The sequence below is a fragment of the Acinetobacter colistiniresistens genome, from assembly GCF_024582815.1.
Taxonomy (GTDB): Bacteria; Pseudomonadota; Gammaproteobacteria; order Pseudomonadales; family Moraxellaceae; genus Acinetobacter.
This window is the reverse complement of the sequence record NZ_CP102099.1, coordinates 723,601-748,511: the sequence shown is the minus strand read 5'-3', so window position 1 is coordinate 748,511 and position 24,911 is coordinate 723,601. Positions and strand designations below refer to the sequence as shown.

At 42.8% G+C, this 24,911-nt stretch carries 16 protein-coding genes, 2 tRNA genes and 3 rRNA genes; 5 read left to right on the top strand and 16 right to left on the bottom strand.

Going from position 1 to position 24,911, the window contains the following annotated elements:
* The first annotated feature begins 66 nt into the window (after positions 1-66).
* A complete protein-coding gene (locus tag NQU59_RS03540; RefSeq protein WP_257065039.1) occupies positions 67-828 on the top strand; it encodes a TIGR04219 family outer membrane beta-barrel protein in 762 nt (253 codons plus the stop codon).
* Positions 829-1,256: 428 nt separating this feature from the next.
* A complete protein-coding gene (locus NQU59_RS03535) occupies positions 1,257-2,219 on the top strand; it encodes a helix-turn-helix domain-containing protein (protein WP_257065038.1) in 963 nt (320 codons plus the stop codon).
* A 65-nt stretch (positions 2,220-2,284) separates the two neighbouring features.
* Here the strand turns inward: NQU59_RS03535 and NQU59_RS03530 are convergent, their stop codons facing one another.
* From NQU59_RS03530 to tyrS, 8 genes are all read right to left on the bottom strand, one after another.
* Positions 2,285-2,596 carry an ankyrin repeat domain-containing protein gene (locus tag NQU59_RS03530; protein ID WP_257066142.1) on the bottom strand — a complete coding sequence of 104 codons (312 nt, stop codon included), beginning with the start codon at positions 2,594-2,596 and terminating at the stop codon, positions 2,285-2,287.
* Between the two features lie 27 nt (positions 2,597-2,623).
* Positions 2,624-3,256, bottom strand: coding sequence for a hypothetical protein (locus NQU59_RS03525; RefSeq protein ID WP_257065037.1), 633 nt, complete (start codon positions 3,254-3,256; stop codon positions 2,624-2,626).
* A gap of 92 nt (positions 3,257-3,348) precedes the next feature.
* Positions 3,349-3,463, bottom strand: a 5S ribosomal RNA gene (gene rrf / locus NQU59_RS03520).
* 174 nt (positions 3,464-3,637) lie between these two features.
* Positions 3,638-6,526, bottom strand: a 23S ribosomal RNA gene (locus NQU59_RS03515).
* Positions 6,527-6,934: 408 nt separating this feature from the next.
* Positions 6,935-7,010: transfer RNA gene (locus NQU59_RS03510), tRNA-Ala, on the bottom strand.
* Positions 7,011-7,065: 55 nt separating this feature from the next.
* Positions 7,066-7,142 (bottom strand) — tRNA-Ile (locus NQU59_RS03505).
* A gap of 59 nt (positions 7,143-7,201) precedes the next feature.
* Positions 7,202-8,738: ribosomal RNA gene (locus NQU59_RS03500) — 16S ribosomal RNA — on the bottom strand.
* Together the 16S, 23S and 5S rRNA genes with 2 tRNA genes alongside form the textbook arrangement of a ribosomal RNA operon.
* A gap of 498 nt (positions 8,739-9,236) precedes the next feature.
* Positions 9,237-10,469 carry a tyrosine--tRNA ligase gene (gene tyrS / locus NQU59_RS03495; protein ID WP_009506246.1) on the bottom strand — a complete coding sequence of 411 codons (1,233 nt, stop codon included), beginning with the start codon at positions 10,467-10,469 and terminating at the stop codon, positions 9,237-9,239.
* A gap of 61 nt (positions 10,470-10,530) precedes the next feature.
* Here tyrS and NQU59_RS03490 point away from each other — a divergent pair, with 61 nt between their 5' ends.
* Positions 10,531-11,664: an anhydro-N-acetylmuramic acid kinase gene (locus NQU59_RS03490; protein ID WP_005244818.1), complete on the top strand. Its 1,134-nt coding sequence runs from the start codon at positions 10,531-10,533 to the stop codon at positions 11,662-11,664.
* 54 nt (positions 11,665-11,718) lie between these two features.
* Here the strand turns inward: NQU59_RS03490 and erpA are convergent, their stop codons facing one another.
* The 5 genes from erpA to NQU59_RS03465 form a co-directional block, all read right to left on the bottom strand.
* Positions 11,719-12,054, bottom strand: coding sequence for an iron-sulfur cluster insertion protein ErpA (gene erpA, locus NQU59_RS03485; protein WP_005244817.1), 336 nt, complete (start codon positions 12,052-12,054; stop codon positions 11,719-11,721).
* 123 nt (positions 12,055-12,177) lie between these two features.
* Positions 12,178-13,182, bottom strand: a complete 1,005-nt coding sequence (locus tag NQU59_RS03480) for a putative solute-binding protein (protein ID WP_005244815.1) — start codon at positions 13,180-13,182, stop codon at positions 12,178-12,180.
* Positions 13,183-13,472: 290 nt separating this feature from the next.
* Complete coding sequence (locus NQU59_RS03475) at positions 13,473-14,480, bottom strand: putative solute-binding protein (RefSeq protein WP_005244813.1); 1,008 nt, start codon at positions 14,478-14,480, stop codon at positions 13,473-13,475.
* A gap of 216 nt (positions 14,481-14,696) precedes the next feature.
* Positions 14,697-15,698 carry a putative solute-binding protein gene (locus tag NQU59_RS03470; protein WP_257065034.1) on the bottom strand — a complete coding sequence of 334 codons (1,002 nt, stop codon included), beginning with the start codon at positions 15,696-15,698 and terminating at the stop codon, positions 14,697-14,699.
* A 192-nt stretch (positions 15,699-15,890) separates the two neighbouring features.
* Positions 15,891-16,898 (bottom strand): putative solute-binding protein, encoded by a 1,008-nt coding sequence (locus NQU59_RS03465; protein ID WP_257065033.1) that lies wholly within the window; start codon positions 16,896-16,898, stop codon positions 15,891-15,893.
* Positions 16,899-17,110: 212 nt separating this feature from the next.
* Here NQU59_RS03465 and NQU59_RS03460 point away from each other — a divergent pair, with 212 nt between their 5' ends.
* Together NQU59_RS03460 and NQU59_RS03455 are read left to right on the top strand one after the other, a co-directional pair.
* Positions 17,111-19,039 carry an ATP-binding cassette domain-containing protein gene (locus NQU59_RS03460; RefSeq protein WP_257065032.1) on the top strand — a complete coding sequence of 643 codons (1,929 nt, stop codon included), beginning with the start codon at positions 17,111-17,113 and terminating at the stop codon, positions 19,037-19,039.
* Between the two features lie 341 nt (positions 19,040-19,380).
* Positions 19,381-19,938, top strand: coding sequence for a VTT domain-containing protein (locus NQU59_RS03455; protein WP_005244803.1), 558 nt, complete (start codon positions 19,381-19,383; stop codon positions 19,936-19,938).
* 114 nt (positions 19,939-20,052) lie between these two features.
* Here the strand turns inward: NQU59_RS03455 and gyrB are convergent, their stop codons facing one another.
* The 3 genes from gyrB to dnaN are packed head-to-tail and all read right to left on the bottom strand — an operon-like array spanning position 20,053 to position 24,830.
* On the bottom strand, positions 20,053-22,521 hold the full coding sequence (gene gyrB / locus NQU59_RS03450) for a DNA topoisomerase (ATP-hydrolyzing) subunit B (protein WP_257065030.1): 2,469 nt from the start codon (positions 22,519-22,521) through the stop codon (positions 20,053-20,055).
* Positions 22,522-22,570: 49 nt separating this feature from the next.
* On the bottom strand, positions 22,571-23,653 hold the full coding sequence (gene recF / locus NQU59_RS03445) for a DNA replication/repair protein RecF (protein WP_257065029.1): 1,083 nt from the start codon (positions 23,651-23,653) through the stop codon (positions 22,571-22,573).
* A 28-nt stretch (positions 23,654-23,681) separates the two neighbouring features.
* Positions 23,682-24,830: a DNA polymerase III subunit beta gene (gene dnaN / locus NQU59_RS03440; protein ID WP_005244797.1), complete on the bottom strand. Its 1,149-nt coding sequence runs from the start codon at positions 24,828-24,830 to the stop codon at positions 23,682-23,684.
* Positions 24,831-24,911: the final 81 nt, after the last annotated feature.

Genomic DNA, 24,911 nt, shown 5'->3' with positions numbered 1-24,911 from the left:
TTCGCCCATTCACAGATGAATTCACAACAATTCATTACTGTTTTTGATACTGATTAGGACAATGCAATGAAAATATTAAAAATATCAATGTTTGCGTTAGGGACAGGCATTTGCAGTCTGGCACAAGCGGATATGCTAGGCGTGAAAGCGGATGCGAGTTATTGGTTTTATGATGGGAAGGCAAAAGTTCAACCAAAACCAAATACCTCATCATTATCGAATCAAACAGGTGTAGATGACCTTTTATTAAATCCTTATGCAGGTCTTTCAGCACCTGAAGAAAATTTAGATCGTAAAGGTTCAGCTCAGATATCACTTGCATTTGAACACCCGATTCCATTGATTCCAAATGCCAAAATTCGCTATGTAAATTTGAAATCACAAACTGAAAATACAGTGGCTGGACAACCTGTCTACGATCTGAACATCGATCACACCGATTTCATTCTCTATTATGAAATCTTGGACACCATCGTCAGCGCAGATGTCGGTCTGGGTGCAACCAATTTAAATGGTGATGTCAAAACACTGAATGTCAGTAAAACAGATATCGATAAAACAGTTCCTGTCATCTATGGCTCTGCGGGCGTCAAACTTCCATTTACTGGTCTCAGTGCCAAGGGCGAGTTGTTGTATAGCAATTTTAACGATACCAAAATCACAGATGCGCAAGCCGAATTACAATACAACTTTATTGATAATTTATTGGTCGATGTGGGTTTAAAAGCAGGCTATCGTATTCTCGATATCAAATTAGATGACTACAAGAAAAATGACCTTAAGTTTGACTTTAAAGGTCCGTATATTGGCTTAGATATTCATTTCTAAGATCCGAATAAAACAGAAAGGGAATCTCTTGATTATGTTTTTATGGATAATAATTATCCATATCAATGTACGCAAAAACCTACAACAATCGCAGCAATTGGCGAATATCCCAATACAAACTTTTCACCTATCATATAAACCATAGAGAGACAGGAAGTCTCATTGAGAATAAGAACAGATACAGGACGTGGTCGTTAATAGGATATCAACGACATAAACTGAATATGAAGAAGCCCCGTCAGGATGATGGGGCTTCTTTTTATCTATCATTTTTATCTGCGATTTAAAGACTTTTAAGATACGCAACCACTTCGCTATGCTCTGCCATTTCTGCAAGCTTTAAATCCCATACAGAGTTTCATATAATTTAATTGATTTATAAATTTACTAAATATAAAATTAATTTAGTAAATAAAAGAGATATTCAAATGGATAGCAAAGCACTTATAGAATTAGCAATGAAATTGCTCTCATGTACTCAAAAAGAACTCGCTACTCGTCTTAACGTCTCTCCAACCCAAATAAGCAAATGGAAAAAAGGAGAGTACATATCATCTGATATGCAAAATAATTTTAAAAAATTATTAAACATTAGTGAATTATCACCAGAATTTATTCTTAGGGCAGGTTCATTAGAAGATGCGAAGAAATGGAATAAATTAATTCATTTTCTTGCAAGAGTTGCTCATGACGAAGCTGAAACAGGATATAACACAGTACCTTTACAAGATGATTTGGGAAACTTAAGTTGGCATACATTTCATATACTTAAGCAACTAGGACTTGCTTCGCCTTTCTATTTCCCAGTAGAACTAGATATTGACTATGAAAATTCAGATGAGGAAGCATATGAAATATTCATGGGAAATATAGAAAACCATCCTATTTCTCATTTAATTTGGAATATATTTTTAGCTCTAAATGATGTTTACGGTTTTTATGCTGCTTATATCGCAGAAATTATTGATGATGAAAGTTTAGATTTATTTGAGACAGATGCAGTCAATATCGAACCTTGTTTAATGGAATTAGCCGCATGTAAAATTGATATTTCAGCAGAAATAGCTCCTAATTTTAATGAATTTAGATATGAAACTTTAGAAAACTATAAGAAATGGCTCAATATTGTTAAAGACAATGCCTTTCGTGCAAATATTCCGCTTAGAGCAGAACTATTAAATCTTATTTATGATTCTCAAGAAGAGATTAGTTATGAAGCTGAAGCAGAAAGCCTTGGCTTTAATGAAAGACGTATTCATCCAGATATTTATATGAACGAATTACTAGTGGGAATGCGCACATTACACCAAGTTTTACCAGTAATTATGAAAAAGTTAGAAATTTACGATGAGTTCAAATTAGACCCATCAGATCTTAAGCTTGGACACTAAAAATATAAAAAGAAGCCCCATCAGGATGATGGGGCTTCTTTTTATCTACCATTTTTATCTGCGATTTAAAGACTTTTAAGATACGCGACTACATCATGATGCTCTGCCATTTCGGCAAGCTGTAGCGCTGTATATTCGCCTTTATACTCCACATTCGCACCTTTACTCACTAACAGCTTTACTACCGCTAGATGATCATTCTCGGCAGCAGCCTGTAACGCACTATAGCCTTCGTCATCGGTCTGGTTCGGGTCTATCCCCTCTGCCAATAGTTGCTCTACTTGTTCCACATCACCAAGAGAAGCCCAATACACAAGTTCAGGAAGATGCAGTTCCTCATCATCGTCAGGTAGTGGAGTGAAAGCGTTAAGTTTCATCATAATTCTCTTTAATAACCTTTCAAATTAATAATTCTCAACGATAAATTCACCTTGAGATTCAGCAACAAGAAATTGAACCACATTATCACGTGTCTCTAGAACCCATACACCTGTAAATTCTGGTGCCCGTATTACAGTAAAATACAATTTAAAAAGATCACGGATGGAACTTATACCATCCCTTACTACTAAAGCAAAATCTTCCCATTCTTTATTGTTTCCCCAAGGATTATCAGCGTGTAAATATTTTCCTAATCGATCATACAATTTAATAAACTGATTTTTGTCAAAGAATTTCCCTGTTTTTCTATCAAAATGCCAAGTTCCATTCTCTAACTTTTCAGCTGGTAACAAAGGTATAGGATAAAAGTCAGAATTTATTCCACTTAAAGCTTTTAAAATTGAGCTAGCTTTATAATCTTTTGTATAGTCAGGATTTTTATCAGCTTGAGCACGGTATTCTTGATATTTAATTTTATTTGGGGCGATCGAAGCTAAAGCAAATATTTCTAATGCTTTACGTAAATGTAATATTGAGGATTCTAAATCTAATAAATCTTTAATTTCAAAATATGACTCTATAAGACTTTCACACTTCTGTAATCTAAAAAGTGCCTCATTTACTTTATCAGTATAAATTTTTTGTAAATCTTTCATTTTAATATCTGTTTAAAATTCAAACAATACATTACTTTCGCGCATAAAAAACACCCCAACCTCTCTCGAGACTGGGGTGTTTAGTATTTAAAAGCTGGCGATGACTTACTCTCACATGGCAAGTGCCACACTACCATCAGCGCTAAGAGGTTTCACTTCTGAGTTCGGGAAGGGATCAGGTGGTTCACTCTTGCTATTGTCGCCAGCAAACTGTTGTGGTGCTTTCGGGTCTTAATCACGATGTATTCATCGTATGCCTTACTTACGGTCCAAAGAGTTATTAACGGATTAGTTAATTGAGTCGGTATTGTAACTAGTTTTCACACTAAATCAAGTTATGTATTGAATTTACCTTGAATACAACAACTGTTTGGGTGTTGTATAGTCAAGCCTCACGAGCAATTAGTATTGGTCAGCTTCACACGTCACCGTGCTTCCACACCCAACCTATCAACGTCCTAGTCTCGAACGGCTCTTTAGAGGAATAAATTCCTAGGGAAATCTTATCTTGAGGTAGGCTTCCCGCTTAGATGCTTTCAGCGGTTATCCCTTCCGAACATAGCTACCCGGCGATGCGACTGGCGTCACAACCGGTACACCAGAGGTTCGTCCACTCTGGTCCTCTCGTACTAGGAGCAGATCCTCTCAAATTTCCAGCGCCCACGGTAGATAGGGACCGAACTGTCTCACGACGTTCTAAACCCAGCTCGCGTACCTCTTTAAATGGCGAACAGCCATACCCTTGGGACCTGCTTCAGCCCCAGGATGAGATGAGCCGACATCGAGGTGCCAAACACCGCCGTCGATATGAACTCTTGGGCGGTATCAGCCTGTTATCCCCAGAGTACCTTTTATCCGTTGAGCGATGGCCCTTCCATACAGAACCACCGGATCACTAAGACCTACTTTCGTACCTGCTCGACTTGTGGGTCTCGCAGTTAAGCGCGCTTTTGCCTTTATACTCTACGCGTGATTTCCGACCACGCTGAGCGCACCTTCGTACTCCTCCGTTACTCTTTAGGAGGAGACCGCCCCAGTCAAACTACCCACCAGACATGGTCCTCGCCCCGGATTACGGGGCAGAGTTAGAACCTCAACATTACCAGGGTGGTATTTCAAGGACGGCTCCATTAGAACTAGCGTTCTAACTTCAAAGCCTCCCACCTATCCTACACAAGTAAGGTCAAAGTTCAATGTCAAGCTGCAGTAAAGGTTCACGGGGTCTTTCCGTCTAGCCGCGGGTACACTGCATCTTCACAGCGATTTCGATTTCACTGAGCCTCTGCTGGAGACAGCGCCGCCATCATTATGCCATTCGTGCAGGTCGGAACTTACCCGACAAGGAATTTCGCTACCTTAGGACCGTTATAGTTACGGCCGCCGTTTACTGGGGCTTCGATCAAGAGCTTCGCTTACGCTAACCCCATCAATTAACCTTCCAGCACCGGGCAGGCATCACACCCTATACGTCCACTTTCGTGTTTGCAGAGTGCTATGTTTTTAATAAACAGTTGCAGCGGCCTGGTTTCTGTGGCTGCCAATAGCTCAGGGAGCAAGTCCCATCACCGTCAGCAGCGTACCTTCTCCCGAAGTTACGGTACCATTTTGCCTAGTTCCTTCAGCAGAGTTCTCTCAAGCGCTTTGGTCTACTCGACCTGACCACCTGTGTCGGTTTCGGGTACGATTCCTGTGTAACTGAAGCTTAGAGACTTTTCCTGGAAGCATGGTATCAGCCACTTCACTGTACAAGTACAGCTTGCTATCAGCTCTCAGCATAGAGCACCCCGGATTTGCCTAAGATGCATGCCTACTGCCTTCCACCTGGACAACCAACGCCAGGCTGACTTAACCTTCTCCGTCCTCTCATCGCATTACACAGAAGTATTGGAATATTAACCAATTTCCCATTGACTACGCCTCTCGGCCTCGCCTTAGGGTCGACTCACCCAGCCCCGATTAACGTTGGACTGGAACCCTTGGTCTTTCAGCGAACGGGTTTTTCACCCGTTTTGTCGTTACTCACGTCAGCATTCGCACTTCTGATACCTCCAGCATACTTCTCAATACACCTTCATCGGCTTACAGAACGCTCCCCTACCACTTGACTTAAAGTCAAATCCGCAGCTTCGGCACATAGTTTTAGCCCCGTTACATCTTCCGCGCAGGCCGACTCGACTAGTGAGCTATTACGCTTTCTTTAAAGGGTGGCTGCTTCTAAGCCAACCTCCTAGCTGTCTATGCCTTCCCACATCGTTTCCCACTTAACTATGATTTTGGGGCCTTAGCTGGCGGTCTGGATTGTTTTCCTCTTGACTACGGACGTTAGCACCCGCAGTCTGTCTCCCGGATAGTACTCATTGGTATTCGGAGTTTGCATCGGTTTGGTAAGTCGGGATGACCCCCTAGCCGAAACAGTGCTCTACCCCCAATGGTATTCGTCCGAGGCGCTACCTAAATAGCTTTCGGGGAGAACCAGCTATCACCAGGCTTGATTAGCCTTTCACCCCTATCCACAAGTCATCCCCTGGCTTTTCAACGACAGTGGGTTCGGTCCTCCAGTTAGTGTTACCCAACCTTCAACCTGCTCATGGATAGATCGCCTGGTTTCGGGTCTATACCCAGCAACTAAACGCCCTATTAAGACTCGATTTCTCTACGGCTCCCCTATGCGGTTAACCTTGCTACTGAATATAAGTCGCTGACCCATTATACAAAGGTACGCAGTCACCGAACTAGTCGGCTCCCACTGCTTGTATGCATGCGGTTTCAGGATCTATTTCACTCCCCTCACAGGGGTTCTTTTCGCCTTTCCCTCACGGTACTGGTTCACTATCGGTCAGTCAGGAGTATTTAGCCTTGGAGGATGGTCCCCCCATATTCAGACAAGGTTTCACGTGCCTCGCCCTACTCGTCATCATTGTGTGTGCCCTTTCGTGTACGGGAATATCACCCTCTACGTTCGCACTTCCCAGAGCGTTCCACTAGAACACACACAACTTAATGGGCTGCTCCCCGTTCGCTCGCCGCTACTAAGGGAATCTCAATTGATTTCTTTCCTAAGGGTACTGAGATGTTTCACTTCCCCTCGTTCGCTTCATAAGCCTATGTATTCAGCTTATGATACCCGCCTTGTAGCGGGTGGGTTCCCCCATTCAGAAATCTCCGGATCAAAGGATATTTGCCGCCTCCCCGGAGCTTTTCGCAGGCTATCACGTCTTTCATCGCCTCTGACTGCCAAGGCATCCACCACATGCACTTAATTACTTGACTATACAACCCCAAACAGTCGTTACACCTACAAGTGGGTGTAGCAACAGAATCAATGTAAACATTAATTCATACAGCTTGTTGTTTCGTGAACTTAATCACCGTACAGCTTCAATCTAAATTCATATACCAAAACGCTTGATTCAGTGTTTTTGCTAGTTCTCAGATTAACTCTTCATCTAACTGAAATACTTACGTATTACCGTTAGTGTCAAATTAATCGAGTTTGAACAATTTATTTCAGACTCAATTCTACTAATCTGTTAATGATTAACTACCACCTCGTCGGTGCGTAGTAAACTGTGATAAATCACAGAGATTAATAAACCAGTCAACTTGGACTGTATTCACTAAACTCTATAATCTTCTTAGCTTTGAATTAATTTCGTTCTTACAAACTCTTTTAATTCATGGTGGAGACTAGGAGAGTCGAACTCCTGACCTCCTGCGTGCAAAGCAGGCGCTCTACCAACTAAGCTAAGTCCCCAGCTTATCACTTAATGAACGACATATCTTTTAATCTAAGCTTCAGCAATCAGATTTGGTGGGTCTGACAAGACTTGAACTTGTGACCCCACGCTTATCAAGCGTGTGCTCTAACCAACTGAGCTACAGACCCTCAGATACATCTTCGAAGAACAACTTGTTGTGGATTCTTACCAGTCACCAATCTTTCGTTAAGGAGGTGATCCAGCCGCAGGTTCCCCTACGGCTACCTTGTTACGACTTCACCCCAGTCATCGGCCACACCGTGGTAAGCGTCCTCCTTGCGGTTAGACTACCTACTTCTGGTGCAACAAACTCCCATGGTGTGACGGGCGGTGTGTACAAGGCCCGGGAACGTATTCACCGCGGCATTCTGATCCGCGATTACTAGCGATTCCGACTTCATGGAGTCGAGTTGCAGACTCCAATCCGGACTACGATCGGCTTTTGAGATTAGCATCCTATCGCTAGGTAGCAACCCTTTGTACCGACCATTGTAGCACGTGTGTAGCCCTGGCCGTAAGGGCCATGATGACTTGACGTCGTCCCCGCCTTCCTCCAGTTTGTCACTGGCAGTATCCTTAAAGTTCCCGACATTACTCGCTGGCAAATAAGGAAAAGGGTTGCGCTCGTTGCGGGACTTAACCCAACATCTCACGACACGAGCTGACGACAGCCATGCAGCACCTGTATCTAGATTCCCGAAGGCACCAATCCATCTCTGGAAAGTTTCTAGTATGTCAAGGCCAGGTAAGGTTCTTCGCGTTGCATCGAATTAAACCACATGCTCCACCGCTTGTGCGGGCCCCCGTCAATTCATTTGAGTTTTAGTCTTGCGACCGTACTCCCCAGGCGGTCTACTTATCGCGTTAGCTGCGCCACTAAAGCCTCAAAGGCCCCAACGGCTAGTAGACATCGTTTACGGCATGGACTACCAGGGTATCTAATCCTGTTTGCTCCCCATGCTTTCGTACCTCAGCGTCAGTATTAGGCCAGATGGCTGCCTTCGCCATCGGTATTCCTCCAGATCTCTACGCATTTCACCGCTACACCTGGAATTCTACCATCCTCTCCCATACTCTAGCTTCCCAGTATCGAATGCAATTCCCAAGTTAAGCTCGGGGATTTCACATCCGACTTAAAAAGCCGCCTACGCACGCTTTACGCCCAGTAAATCCGATTAACGCTCGCACCCTCTGTATTACCGCGGCTGCTGGCACAGAGTTAGCCGGTGCTTATTCTGCGAGTAACGTCCACTATCCTAGAGTATTAATCTAAGTAGCCTCCTCCTCGCTTAAAGTGCTTTACAACCATAAGGCCTTCTTCACACACGCGGCATGGCTGGATCAGGCTTCCGCCCATTGTCCAATATTCCCCACTGCTGCCTCCCGTAGGAGTCTGGGCCGTGTCTCAGTCCCAGTGTGGCGGATCATCCTCTCAGACCCGCTACAGATCGTCGCCTTGGTAGGCCTTTACCCCACCAACTAGCTAATCCGACTTAGGCTCATCATTTAGCGCAAGGTCCGAAGATCCCCTGCTTTCTCCCGTAGGACGTATGCGGTATTAGCATTCCTTTCGGAATGTTGTCCCCCACTAAATGGCAGATTCCTAAGCATTACTCACCCGTCCGCCGCTAGGTTAGGTAGCAAGCTACCCTTCCCCGCTCGACTTGCATGTGTTAAGCCTGCCGCCAGCGTTCAATCTGAGCCATGATCAAACTCTTCAGTTTAAAATCATTAGTAGCTTATGGCTACAAATCTTGGCTCATCAATTTTCTGACTAAAAATTCGCTCAAATAAACTTCGAGAAATTTCTACTCTTCAATCAATGAAATATTTTCGATTGATCAACTAGTAAAAATCCACACAAGTTGTTCTTCTATTCTCTTAATGATCTTCTCGATGATTCGTCATCATCAAGCTAGGTCGGCTATATTACTCTCAATTTCTTAAAAGTCAACAGGTAATTTAGATATTTAGCAAACTTATTAATCAACTCAAGAATCTAACCTTTTCAGCCAAATCCTTGTTTCTCAATAAGTTTTTATCTGCATCACCGCCGATGGATGTGCATTCTACAGCATTCCTAACCCAATACAACCCCCTTTTTTATTATTTTCTTTTGCATGTTTCTTTTTTCTACAAAATCAGTGTTTTCGTTGTTTTTATCAGCTATTTACGTATAAAAAGCAGGCTCATGGCCTGCTTTTTATTATTTTCTTTTCGATTTAATCAGTGAAAGTCACACGTGCAATGGCTTTTTTACCCGATTGAATGATTAAAGTGACATTCTCTTTTACAGAGTAGCTCATATCCACCACATTCCAATCGACTTTAACCGCACCACGACCCACGGCGTCTTTAGCAGCAGCGGCATTCGGGTTTAAACCTGCCACACGGAGAATGGTTGCAATAAATAACTCACCACCAAACTCGCCACGAGAAATGGTTACTTCTGGGGTATCTTCTGGTACTTCACCTTCAGTTACACGGTTACCTGCACTCTTATGTGCATTTTCTGCCGCTTCTGCATCATGGAAACGTTCAACCAACTCAAGCGCCAAGATACGTTTGATTTCTTGTGGGTTACGGCCTGCAGCCATTTCATCCAGTAAAACTTTGATTTCATCCAATGATTTAAAGCTGAGTAAATCAAAGTAACGTTCGATCAAACTATCTGGCATCGACAAGATTTTTTGGTACATCGCACCAGGGGTGTCAAATACACCAATATAGTTACCTAAAGATTTAGACATCTTATTCACGCCATCCAAACCTTCAAGAATCGGCACAGTAATACACACTTGTGATTCTTGACCGTAACGACCTTGTAGAGTACGACCCATTAACAAGTTAAAGGTCTGGTCTGTACCACCTAACTCAACATCTGCCTCAAGCGCAATCGAGTCATAACCTTGAACCAATGGATACAGGAACTCATGAATTGCGATCGGCTGATGGTTATTATAGCGCTTGGTAAAGTCATCACGTTCTAGCATACGCGATACAGTTTGCTGACTTGCCAACTGAATTAAATCAGCTGCGGTTTTTTGACTGAACCATTCTGAGTTAAAACGGACTTTGGTTTTATTTGGATCTAGGATTTTAAAAACTTGTTCTTGGTAGGTTTTTGCATTGGCAATGACCTGTTCTTGTGATAACGGCGGACGCGTTGCACTTTTGCCCGTTGGATCACCGATCATCGCGGTATAGTCACCAATCAGGAAAGTCACTTCATGTCCCAAATCTTGGAAAGTTTTTAATTTGTTAATTAGAACCGTATGGCCTAAGTGTAAATCTGGAGCCGTAGGGTCAAAGCCTGCTTTTACTCGGAGTGGACGATTCTCTTTGAGTTTTTTCAATAAATCTTCTTCAGAAATAATCTCGTGCGTGCCTCGTTGAATGAGAGCAAGCTGTTCTTCGGCTGGCAAGAAATTTGACATCACAAAACCTAAACACATCAGTTATTCAATTTGTGCGATATACTAACATTTTTTCAGCATCTTGCAGGATAAGTTGTATATGAGCGCGATCTATATTGGTGTAATGACAGGCACGAGCATGGATGGTGTTGATATTGTTGCAACTTCATTCGACCCTTTAACGCTGCATGCCACGCTAACGGTGCCTTTTGAGCCTGATTTACGTGATGAGCTGATGGCCTTAACCCTGCCAGATGACAATGAAATTGATCGTATGGGCAAAGCCGATGTGGCTTTGGCGCAAATGATTGGACATGGCATCAATCAACTGATTGAAAACAATAATTTAGACCGAGCACAGATTAAAGCGATTGGATCACATGGGCAGACCATTCGTCATCGCCCAGAACATGGTTTTACCTTACAAATTGGTGACCCCAATATCATCACTGAAATCACCCAACTACCTGTAGTCTCTGATTTTCGTCGTCGTGATATGGCCGCCGGGGGACAAGGCGCACCCTTAGTTCCAGCTTTCCATCAAGCCTTATTTCAGCATGACAGTATTCATCGTGTGATCCTGAATTTAGGTGGCATTGCCAATATCAGTATGCTTCCTGCAAATAATGCAGACGGCGTTTATGGCTTTGATACAGGTCCTGCCAATATTTTGATGGATGGCTGGTGTCATCGCCATACAGGTCATCCTTATGATGAAAATGGTGACTGGGCGGCCTATGGCAACCCCATTCGCTCATTACTAGATCGTTTGCAAAGCCATGAGTTTTTTGCCAAAGAACCTCCGAAGAGTACAGGTCGCGAGGACTTTAACCTAGAATGGCTAGATGAACAGCTCAGTGATTGGCGCAATGATCTCGGCTATGACGAGCTGGAAGATACCCCCGAAAATGTTCAGGCCACCTTAATGAAACTGACCACACGTGCCATTAAGAAAGCGATTTATCGCAGTAAAGAAAGCATGCCGACAGGGGAAATCTATGTCTGTGGTGGCGGTGCCTATAACTCACATTTACTTGAGCAACTCCGTTGGCGTTTGCGCAAGCACCATTGGTCAGTTCAGACCACGGATGCGCTCGGCCTAGCCCCAACATGGGTAGAGGCCACGGCATTTGCATGGCTGGCAATGCGTTTCGTCGAGCAGCTCAGTGGTAACTTACCTGCGGTCACAGGCGCATCGGGTGACCGTATTCTCGGCACTATTACAGTCGTCTAAAGCCATAAAAAAAGCTTCTCAATTGGAGAAGCTTTTTTTTACAGCAAAAATCTATTAAATCGAGAACGATGAACCACAACCACAAGTGGTGGTCGCATTCGGGTTTTGAACTACAAAACGAGAGCCTTCAAGCCCTTCCAAATAATCGACTACGGACCCAACAAGATATTGATAACTGAGTGAATCAACCAGCATTTTAACGTCGCCATTCATAAATTCAGCATCATCTTCATTGACGCTTTCAGCGAAGTTAAAGCCATAAGAGAACCCTGAACACCCCCCACCTGTTACATAAACACGTAACATAAGGTCGTTATTTCCTTCACTTTCGCGTAGTTGGCGAACTTTGTTAGCAGCACTATCTGACAATTCTAGAGCTTGGGCGTTCATGATGGATATTCCTCAGACTTCAATACGTCTTTCATAAATAAAAGACCCGATATGTAGTATAGCATACTCAATATCGGGTCTGTATTTGAAGTTTTAAAGTCTCCTCAAACACTTTTTACAAGATTATTTATAGTTCTCATCTTGTAAGCCACATTCAAAATTCTTGGCATCTTCACGGCAACGGAATTGCCATAACAATTTCATCATACGCTTGTCGTAAATTCCTTTTGCTGTCAGATTGATCCGTGCTTCGCGCATCAACTTTTGATAGCCTGGTTTATCTGCAGCAGGTACTTCCATCCAGTATTTTTGTGGAATATCGGCTTTCATCTTACCTAGAATACCAAAGGCACGTGGCAGTTGGGCCTTAACCCACTCTCTCGACTTTTGACCAAACCCTTCTGGGAATTTTTCAGGGCGGATAATTAGATTACCTGTCACTTGTAAAATCGGATAATTGACAATCGCACCTTTGCTTCCTAACCCCTTATATAACTCTAAAGGCTTAAAGGCTGCAGCTGGTGCGCCAATAATATCAACCTGACCATTATTAAACTTGGCACCGAAGTTGGTAATATCTGAACTGACTGCTTGCGCGCCGACTTGTGAAGCCATAATTTTTTGTGCTTCATCATAATCAAGTACGGCGATTTTCTTGCCTGCAGCCTTGGCCACGGTATTGATATTTCGGTCATTCACCAATAAATAGGCATCCCCCACAGGGATCACTCCAACCACTTCGTATTTGCCATTGACCATGGCTTTGGCAAATGTTGGACTAGCTAAACCCTGCATAACTTTTACCGCGAGCTTAAGATCTGTAATCGCCCCGATTGCATCCAATGAACCCGTAAACTGATTAAATTGGCGACCACGCATTCCGGTAATACTGACACCATCACATTTACCTGCTTTAAAGTCTTCTGCAATCACGGCCTCATTGGTTCCAACTTTTAGCTCAATATCAGCACCCCATGTTTTTGCAGCGAGCTGATAATCCTTCATTAATGCATAGACATCGCCACTTTTACCGACGATATCAAATACACAAATTGTTTGTTTGGCCTGAGCACCCGCAGATACCGCAGCGATCCCAGTCGCAAGTAATAAAGTTTTAAACCATTGCATATTATTTTTCCTTTGCATCTATGCTGATTGTTGTTGCATTCCATCCAAAATCAAAAGACTGGCGGTATATCTTTAAATACGGTTTACCCATGAATCAATGTTTTAAAATCGTCACGTCCAATCATCCTGATTAAAGCATATTTTTTAAATCTCACGATTTCATTTGGATTGTTATATTGAATTATGATCCTGCTCTTTAGTAAACAAGACAATGGCTTAAATGACATCTACAAAAAAACAAAAAGCCTAGATGAATCTAGGCTTTAAGTACGCTTTATTGCAATTTCTGATTATTCACCAGGCAATGCACATTCAAAGTTTGCTTTATCTACTGAACAACGCGCTTTCTTCAATACAGACATCATGCCTGCATCGTAAATGCCACGTTTCGTCATATCTAAACGGCCGTCACGCATTAATTTTTGATACTTCAAGGTATCTTCAGCAGTCAAGTTCATTTTATATTTTGCTGGAATTTCAGCTTCATAGCGTTTGATCATTGCAAAAGCTTTTGGAAGCTGTTTCACAAAGTAATCACGCGATTTTTGACCAAAACCAGCAGGGAATTTTTCTGGACGTAAAACAAGATCCGCAGTGACTTGGAGAACAGGGAAGTTAAACATCGCCCCGTTTGTACCCAAACCTTTGCTTAATTCCAATGGCTTGTAAGCATAGGCAGGTGCACCAACCATATCCACCTGGCCATTGTTGAATTTCGCAGCGAAGTTAGAAATATCAGAAAGTACCGCTTGCGCACCAATACGTTGAACCATGATTTTTTGTGCATCATCATAACCCAAGACTGCAAATTTTTTGCCTGCTGCCTTTTCAATTGAGTTAATGTTCTTGTCGCGCACGAAAATGTAGGCCGCACCTAAAGGTGCAATACCTGCAACTTCATATTTATTGCCACCTAAGTTGGTGGTCATTTTTGCTGCATTACGCGCATCTAACACATAAGTAATTGCACGCTGTGCAACTTCATTGCTTGGCGCACCGCCCAATGAATCTACTGAACCTGCAAATTTGTTATATGGACGGGCACGCATTGCTGTCATCGCAACAGCAGCACATTTACCCGCTTTAAAGTTATTGTCTGCAACCTGTTCATCCGTGATTGCAAGTAGGTTGACATCAGCGCCCCAGCCTTTTGCTGCGAGTGCCCAGTCTTGCATCATTTTGTATGATTCACCTGACTTTCCTAATAAGTCGAATACACACACATCAATTGCTGCCTGAGTAGAAGCAGATACACCTAAGATCGAAGTTGCTGCAAGAGCAAGTGCAATTTTTTTCATATTTTTCATCCTTTCACAAACTTTATGTTTGTCTCCTTGTTCGAAGCAAATATTAATCATGTTTTTTGAAAAAAAATAGAGCTTCTACTCTATTTTTATGACCAGATTGTTTATTTTTTACCCTCTTTTATCCATTTCTATTATTTTCTTAGGCAATTTTGTTATATCTGCCTCACTTTGTGTATCGTTTTATATCTGGGCCACTGTTCTCCTTTCTTATTCGCCACTCAAAGTACACTCAAAGTTGGTTCGTTCAACCGTACAGCGGGCACGTTTCAGTACATTCATCATACTCGCATCGTACACACCTTGCTTGGTTAAATTCATTCGTCCGTCCCGTAACATTTTTTGGTAACGGGTCTTATCTTCATTGGTCAAGGTAATCTTTTTGGCATTCATTCCTGCTTCTAAACGTTGTACCATGGCAAAATTACTTGGCAGCTTGTTGACAAACCATTGTCGAGATTGCGCAGCAAATCCACTTGGGAATTTCGCAGGACGAATAATCAAATCGCCTGTGATATTGACCACAGGAAAATTAAATAATGCACCATTGGTTAAACCTTTGCTGATTTCCAGAGGCTTATAGGCATAAGCAGGCGCTGCGATTACATCCACTTGCCCGCTATTAAACTTTTTTACAAAATCTGAAATATCTGAAGGTACAGCCACCAGATCAATACTTTCCACAATGGCTTTTTGGGCTTGGTCATAGTGTAAATAAGCAAATTTTTTGCCTTTGGCCTTTTCAATGGTATCGATCTTTTTATCTCGTACAAAGATATAAGCCAGGCCAACCTGAATAATGCCCGCAACTTCGAATTTATCTCCATTCACAGTGGCGGTTAAACGGTGCTGGTTACGCTTGTCCAGCACATAGCTAATTGCTTTTTGCGCAATCGCATTACTGGTCACGGCCCCAACCGCATCGACAGAACCTGCAAATTTATTATATTTACGTGCACGCATTGAGGTCATGTAGACCGCATCACATTTGCCTGCATCAAAATCTTGTTCTGCTTTTGCTTCATCTTGATAGGGAATGAGCTCGACATCGCCCTGCCAAGTTTTAGAGGCAAGTTTCCATTCCTCGATCAGTTTATAAGACTCCCCAGCCTTCCCTAATAAATCAAAAACACAAATTTCTTGTTTTGCCTGAACAGAAGTCGACATGACAGATAGAGCCATCGCCCCGCATGCCCAAAGTCCCTTTTTCATCTTGTTTTCCCTTTTTGCTATTCTGCACAATTTTCCATCAGTGCCTATTCAATATAGTCAGATTTTGGCTAAAATCATAGCGCTTTTATCTACATACATCGGGTTTTGCAACATTTTAATCAAATCCATCACAGTTTATCTGATGCAAGCCGAGCGCCATTGAATGCCAGTTTCATCCTCCAAAGCCGCTATTTATTCCCCGCCGAGCGTACATTCAAAATTGGTCCGATCTACAGTACAACGCGCACGCTTCAGCACACTCATCATGCTGGCATCATAAATCCCGCGTTTGGTCAGTCCTATGCGCGCTTCTCTTAATATTTGCTGATAACGGGTTTTATCTTCATTGCTGAGATTGATTTTATATTTGGCAGGTAATTCGGCTTCGATTCGTTGAATCAGATTGAAATTGGTATTCAACCGATTCAGAAACCATGTACGAGAATTCTGCCCAAAAGCATTCGAGAATTTATCAGAACGGATAATCAGGTCCATGGTCATATTCACTGCAGGAAAGGTAATAATCGCCCCTTCATTGCCCAACCCCTTATACAACTCTAAAGGCTTGTACGCATAAGCGGGGGCTGCCATGATATCTGCCTGAGCATTATTAAACTTTCTCGCAATATCCGAGATATCTGAAACTACCGCCTGTCCTCCCAGACTTTTAACTACGATCTTTTGTGCTTCGTCATAACCGAGAACAGCAAATTTTTTACCTTTGATTTGCTCAATGGTATTCATTTTCTTATCTTTCACAAAAATATAAGCCAATCCGATTTGCGAAATACCTGCAACTTCAAAGTTTTCATGATCAATTGTACTGGTCAAACGGTGCTGATTACGCTTGTCCAAAGCAAAACTGATTGCCTTCTGTGCAATGGCATAGCTGGGTACGGCACCAATGGCATCAATCGAGCCTGCAAACTTGTTATAGCGACGGGCGCGCATTGAAGTCATATATACACCATCGCATTTACCCTGCTCAAAATCATTTTCCGCCAGTGCTTCATTCTGATAGCCGATCAGTAAGGTATCACCATGCCATGCTTTCGCGGCCAATGACCACTCCTCCATGGCTTTGTAGGCTTCGCCAGACTTCCCCAACAGATCAAAAACACATATCTTGGTTACTGCCTGTACGTCTGTACATGTCCCCAAAATCAGCATTGTCCCCAATGCACAAATTCCCTTGTTCATCCTTAAACCCCATTGCGATCTTTTTAATCATGTTGCTTATTTTTCATATAATTTAAATATTAATCTGATTTAGGTCACAAAAATAGAGCAATTGCTCTACTTTTCGATGAGTTGAGCAATTCAATTCAAACAACTTGATCTTCAATATAAAAATTTGCATTCATGAACGATCACCTTAAAATGCAGCTATCTATTCGCTATTTTGCATGCTCATGATCCAGTTTGACCAAGTTTCATTACGCCGCGGTGGGCGTGTTCTATTTCAAAAAGCATCGATGCAGCTTCATCCAGGCTGGAAAATTGGTCTTACAGGCGTCAATGGTGCAGGTAAATCCACCTTATTTGCTGCCTTTTTAGGGGATTTGGTTGCAGATGAAGGTAATCTGACCCGCCCCGCGGTCTGGACTGTGGCGCATATGGCGCAGGAAATCAAAGCGCTGGAAATACCAGCAATTGATTTTGTTCTGTCAGGTGACGAAGAGTATTGGGATATTCAAGAAAAACTAGCACACCCTGATCAACTCAGTAATGATGATTTGGCTCAACTGCATGGTCGTTTTGATGAGATTCATGGCTATGCTGCGCCTGCCAAAGCTGCGCAACTTATGGCAGGTCTAGGTTTCCTTGATCATCAACTCCGTTTAAATGTCGCAAGCTTTTCTGGTGGATGGCGCATGCGTTTGAACTTGGCGCGTACCCTGATGAGCCGTTCGGACCTGTTGTTACTGGATGAACCAACCAACCACTTGGACTTGGATGCGATCTTGTGGTTAGAAGACTGGCTCAAAGCTTATGAAGGTACACTGGTGCTGATTTCACATGATCGAGATTTCTTAGATGCGATTACCGATCATATATTGCATATCGAAAACCAAGAACTGACCTTATATACAGGCAATTATTCTACTTTTGAAACGACCCGTAGTGAACGTTTAGCACAACAACAACAGGCTTTTGAAAAACAGCAAGAAACCCGTGCCCATCTACAGAAGTTTATTGACCGCTTTAAGGCCAAAGCCACCAAAGCCCGTCAAGCACAAAGCCGGATTAAGCAATTGGAACGGATGCAGCAACTGGCGCCTGCGCACGTTGATACTCCATTTACTTTTAGCTTCCGCGAACCGACCAAAATGAGTTCGCCATTGTTGAGCTTAGAGGCTGCAACCATAGGCTACGGCGATAAGATGATTGCCGAGAAAATTCGCCTGCAAATTACTCCAAGCTCCCGAATCGGTTTACTCGGAATGAACGGCGCAGGTAAATCCACCTTGATCAAAAGCTTAGTCGGTGATTTACCGCTACTTGCAGGTGAACGTAAGGCCTCAGAACTCCTCAATATTGGTTATTTTGCTCAGCATCAAATGGATGCCCTTGATGCCCATGCCAGTCCAATGTTGCAATTGGCGCGTATTGCTGACAAGCAGATCAGTGAGGCCGCATTACGCGCCTTTTTAGGCGGGTTTGGCTTTAGTGGTGAGCGTATGGATACGCCATGTGAGAGCTTCTCTGGGGGTGAGCGCGCCCGTTTAGCCTTGGCATTGATCGTATGGCAACGTCCAAATGTCTTGATTCTGGACGAACCAACTAACCATTTAGACTTGGATATGCGTCTTGCGCTGACCATGGCACTACAAGACTTTGAAGGCGCTGTGGTGTTGGTATCACATGAACGCCAGTTAATTGCCAGTGTCTGTGATGACTTATTATTAGTACATGCAGGTCAATGCAGCGAGTTTGAAGGTGATTTACAAGACTATGCCAAGTGGTTACGTGAAGCGCGTCAGCAACAGATCAATGCGCAAAACGCCTTACAGCAACAAAGTGCAGCCCCACATGCCTCTGCCACAAAAGTAGATAAAGAAGCCCAACGTAAAGAAGCGGCTCGGCGCCGTGAAATGACCCGACCAATTCGAAAAAATATCGAAAAAGTCGAAGCTCAGATTGAAAAAGTTCAGCCACGTTTAACTGAGATAGAAAATACTTTAGCAGATAGCGCCTTGTACGAAGCCAACCGCAAAGAGGATTTAATCAAGCTCATGAACGAACAAACTGAGCTGAAAGCCAAATTAGGACAGCATGAAGAACAGCTTTTAGAGTTGATGATGGAGCTTGAAGCGTTAGAAGGCTCATTTGTAGATTAAACTGCCCTATGATTCATGCAGCGAAGTATTTTGAGCTGTATGAATCACATCTTTTAAGGTCATTTGTTTAAACAGAATCATCCAATTTATGGTCTCAAAACAGGCTTTGGATACTTAAAAACACTATGAATATCATTAAAAATGTCATGAATTTGTCGAGAATTTAGGATAAGGTGAAAACTGGAACTTTCTCAGAAAATTGAGCTTTAGTGTCAGGCTCGATATACTCAGCCCTACTGTGGTAAATTTATAACTGATGAATGAATCCCGAGGGTTAAATTCAATTCACATTTTTTGTACTTTAATTTGGTGAGTACTCTATTTTGGATCATACAAACTGAATGAATTCTTTAGATTTTCTTTTTAATTTTGAACATATTCTGCCAGTTTTGGTTCAAGAGTACGGTTTATGGATTTATGCCATCCTTTTTCTGATTATTTTTTCAGAAACCGCCTTTGTGTTTATGTTTTTTTTACCAGGTGACAGTCTATTACTCACCGTAGGCGCTTTGTGCTCTGTTGTAGAAATCATGCATCTCGGCTATATGATCACTCTCCTATTTTTTGCAGCAGCACTGGGCTATATGGTGAACTATCATATCGGTCGACATTTTGGTGATCGTATTTTCAACGTAAAATCACGCTTTATTAAGCAGGAATATCTACAAAAGACCAATGTGTTCTTCTTGAAACACGGCGGCAAAACCATTTTACTGGCTCGTTTTATTCCTTTTGCACGCTCATTTGCACCTCTGGCAGCAGGTTCAAGCAATATGAATTACACCCATTTTGTGATCTATAACATTCTGGGTGCTTTACTTTGGATTAGTGTTCTGGTCACTGCGGGATATCTCTTTGGACACGCCTTAATTCAAGTCAGTGATTTTGTGGAAAACTAACCACGCATTCATAGGTTCCACGTGAAACTTAGGGTATAAAAAAAGCGATGATTATGAATAATCATCGCTTTTTTTATTTAGATTGAGAATATGTAAAACAGATGCTGCATACAATTAAGCATCAATATCCGCATTCAGGGCATTTTCTTCAATAAAGGCACGACGTGGTTCAACATCATCCCCCATCAAGCAGGAGAACATGCGATCTGCTTCAATCGCATCATCAATGGTCACTTGCAACATATTACGGTTTTCAGGATCCATGGTAGTTTCCCAAAGCTGCTCGGCATTCATCTCGCCCAAGCCTTTATAGCGTTGGATCATCATGCCACGACGCGAGTCTTGTAAAATATGCTGCCACACCTGGTGGAAATTGCTGACCTGAATACGACGATCACCTTTTTGAAGATAAGCACCCTCTTCCAACAATTTAAACCAGCTCTTCGAGTTTTTCAGCAAACGCGCATATTCAGCAGAATTTAACAGACCAGCATCCAATAAATACGAATGCGGCAAATTATGTACATATACGGTGACACGTGGCCAATAATGTGCCGACTTCTCACCTTGTGCATTTTCACGCTCAAACGCTTCTAAGCTAATTTCAGGACGTAAGCTCGGCTGTAATTTTTCAATTGCAACACGTAATTGCTCTGCCCATGATTCAACATAATCACGTTCATGGTTATGATCGGCTTTGAATGCATCCAGCTCAAGTAAGCCATCCAGTAAACTTGCTGGATAACGTTGCGTTAGGCGCTGTAAACTCTTTTGCGATACCTGATAATCGGCAATCACACTTGCCAACGCAGAACCATTAATCGCAGGTGCCTCAGCGCTCACATGTAATGCTAATTCATCAATCGCATTTGAGATCAAGTAAGTTTCAAGTGCATCATTATCTTTGATGTACTGTTCTTGCTTGCCTTTCTTCAACTTATACAATGGCGGCTGTGCAATATAAATATAACCACGTTCAACCAACTCAGGCATTTGACGGAAGAAGAAGGTCAATAACAAGGTACGAATATGTGAACCATCCACGTCCGCATCGGTCATGATGATGATTTTGTGATAACGCAATTTGTCTGGGTTGTATTCTTCACGCCCGATACCACAGCCCAAAGCGGTAATCAACGTACCAACTTCTTGGCTAGAAATCATCTTGTCAAAACGTGCACGTTCAACGTTAAGGATTTTACCCTTAAGTGGCAAAATCGCCTGCATCTTACGGTTACGCCCTTGTTTCGCACTACCACCCGCAGAGTCACCCTCGACCAGATAAAGTTCAGACAATGCTGGATCTTTTTCCTGACAGTCTGCCAATTTACCTGGCAGGCCTGCGATATCTAGAGCGCTCTTACGACGTGTCATTTCACGTGCTTTACGAGCGGCATCACGCGCACGTGCTGCATCAATAATCTTGCCAGCGATTGATTTCGCCGCTTGCGGGTTTTCAAGCAAATAAGCCGAAAACTCTTTGTTCATCGCCTGCTCGACTGCAGGTTTGACTTCACTCGACACCAGTTTTTCTTTGGTTTGTGAAGAGAATTTTGGATCTGGCACTTTTACTGAAATGATTGCAGTTAAACCTTCACGTGCATCATCACCAGTCACAGCCACTTTTTCTTTTTTCAGTAAGCTTTCATTTTCCATGTAGCTGTTGAGGCCACGGGTCAATGCCGCACGGAAACCTGCAAGGTGAGTACCGCCATCTTTTTGCGGAATATTGTTGGTAAAGCAACGAACATTCTCTTGATAGCTATCGTTCCACTGCAATGCCACTTCGACACCGATGCCGTTGTCTGCATCTGTAGTGAAGTGGAAAATTTCATTGAGATGGGTTTTACCTTCGTTAATATATTTAACGAACTCTGATAAACCACCTTCATAATCGTAAACATGCTCAAGGTTAACGCGCTCGTCACGCAAGACGATACGAACCCCTGCGTTCAGGAAAGACAACTCTCTTAAACGACGTGCCAAGATATCTACACTAAAAATGGTTTGGCTGAACGTGAGTTCACTTGGCCAGAAACGAACAGTGGTTCCCGATGTATCGGTTTCACCGACAACTTTTAAGGGATATTGCGGATCACCATGCGCGTATTCTTGTTCATGAATCTGACCCGCACGATGAATGGTCAAATGCAATTTTTTAGATAAAGCATTAACAACCGAAACACCGACACCGTGTAAACCGCCCGACACTTTATAACTGTTGTCATCGAACTTACCACCTGCATGCAGAATGGTCAGAATCACCTCTGCCGCAGACACCCCTTCTTCAGGGTGAATATCGGTTGGAATACCGCGACCATTATCCGATACACTGACCGATTCATCTTCATGAATGGTAACCAGGATCTCGTCACAGTGACCTGCGAGCGCTTCATCGATGGCATTATCCACCACCTCAAACACCATATGGTGCAAACCTGTACCGTCATCGGTGTCACCGATATACATGCCAGGACGTTTACGAACCGCGTCTAATCCACGTAATACTTTAATACTAGAGGAATCATAAGCCTTTTCATTTGTTTGTTCTGTTTGAGAGACTGATTGAGACTCTGAACTCATGGTTACTCCCTAGTAAATATCTAATCTATCCAAAGATGAGGAAATAAAATTATGGCGCAGCAACACTGACTTGGCCTTGGACAACGTGAAACAATTGAAAGGAAATCGACAAATCATGTAAGTGTTTTAATACCGACGCATGGTCTAAGGTGGTGATAAAAACCTGACTTCCTAACTGACTCAATCGCTCAATTAAACGTTGTTGTGCAGCCAAATCTAACTCTGCTGTCAGATCATCTAATAATACCACAGTTTCCTTATTACTCGCATGCAGCATTGCAATTTGTGACAGTTTTAATGCCATGATTAACAACTTTTTTTGGCCCCGAGACAGTACATCATCGGCATTGCCAAAGGGCGTTTTTAGACGTAAATCTGCCCGATGCGGACCATACTCGGTATAACGTCGATCACAGTCTTTTTGATGCTGCTGAACCAAGTCCTGTAACAACCCCTGTTCAGTATGAAAGCCTGCGCTATATTCCAGCTCGACCTCGATATCGGGCAGGAGTTGTTGTAAATCTTCCTTGAAGAACTGATTCCATTGTTCGACGATGGCCACCCGTTGCGAGTGCAAAATTTCGCCATAATCACTCAGCATTTTGTTCCACGGCTCTAGATCAGCCAGACTTGGATGACGCCGTGTTTTTAGCAAACTATTACGCTGCTTTAAGGCACGTGAATAGTATTGCCAAGCAAAATAAAACTCAGGTTCCACGTGGAACATCAACCAATCCAGTAATTGCCGTCTAGGTTTCGCCCCATGATCGATAATATCGGTACTTTGCGGGTCAATATGCTGTAAGGGCAATAATTTTGCCAACTGCCCCTGGGTGGCAATCGTATCACCATTGACCTTGATCAGTTGCTCACCCGAAGCCAGCTTTTGCATGCCTATACGCTCACTGGCCGATTGTGCAAACACAATCGCATCCCCGGCCTCATACTGGATGTAATGCTTAGGAATATGCGTGCGAAATGAACGCCCAGTGGCCAATAAATGGATGGATTCTAGAATTGAGGTTTTTCCAGAGCCATTGGCCCCGTAAAAAATATTAAACGGTTGCAACTCATGGAGTGCAACCGCCTTTAAATTACGTACACGTTCGATATTTAAACGCGTGATTTGCATACTTAAAAACTCAAATCATCAATCCCGATTAAACACGCATCGGCATCACAACATAGGTCTGATCTGGATGGGCTGGATCTTGCACCAATACCGATTGATTGGCTTCAGTCATGCTCATTTTTACATCATCACCATCCAGCACACTCAATACATCAAGAATGTATTGTGCATTAAATGACATTTCTAATGGTGCATCTTGATATTGGATTGCCAAATCTTCAACCGCTTCATCTTGTTCAGGGTTGTTGGCACGCAATTGCAATGAATCCTGATTAAAATTCAAGAACACACCACGTAATTTTTCATTACTCAAGATCGCAACACGTTGTAGTGACTGTTTAAACACATCATGCGCAATAAAGACATGTTTATCCCCCCCTTTCGGGATCACACGGCGATAATCAGGGAATTTACCATCAATCAATTTAGTCGTGAAGCGAACCGTAATCTCCCCTTGCTCTTTATCGCGGCTTGGAGTGTTAATGGTCACATTTAATAATTCACGACCAATCAGCAAGGTCAGTTGTTCATCTTCAATACTCAGTAAGCGCTGCAATTCACCCACGGCTTTACGTGGCACAATCGCTTGAATCGGTGCCGATGCATTTGATGAAGCCAACACTTCACATAAAGCGAGACGGTGCCCATCGGTTGTTACTGTACGCAATTGATTTTGATCAATTTCCAGCAAGGTTCCCGTCAGGTAAAAACGGACATCCTGAACCGCCATCGCAAAGGCTGTTTTCTCAAATAAACGCTTTAACTCACGTTGCGTCACCTGTACTTGCGTACCTTGGCTATTTTCAGTGGTGAGTAAGGGATAATCTTCTGCTGGAAGCGTCCCTAGTACAAAGCGGCTGTTCCCCGATTTTAAAATACAACGCTGATCTTCTGTAATTTGTAAGTCAATCAAGGCTGCTGTTGGAAGAGATTTACAAATTTCGACCAGTTTACGTGCAGGAACCGTGGTTTCCCCCGCTTCCAAACAAGCACCTTCAGCTAACGTGGTGCTTGCAACCAATTCGACTTCTAAATCAGAACCTGTAATGGTTAAGGCCTGTTGCGTGGTTTGAATTTTGACATTTGAAAGAATATTCAAGGTATGACGGCGCTCTACAGCCCCCACCACATGGGATAAAACATTGACTAAACTTTCTTTAGCGATTTTCAAACGCACGATTTTATTCCTCTTACAACAGAAGCCGATATGAATGTTAGCAGTGTACTATGCTGCACTTAAAAGCAGTTTGCAACTCTG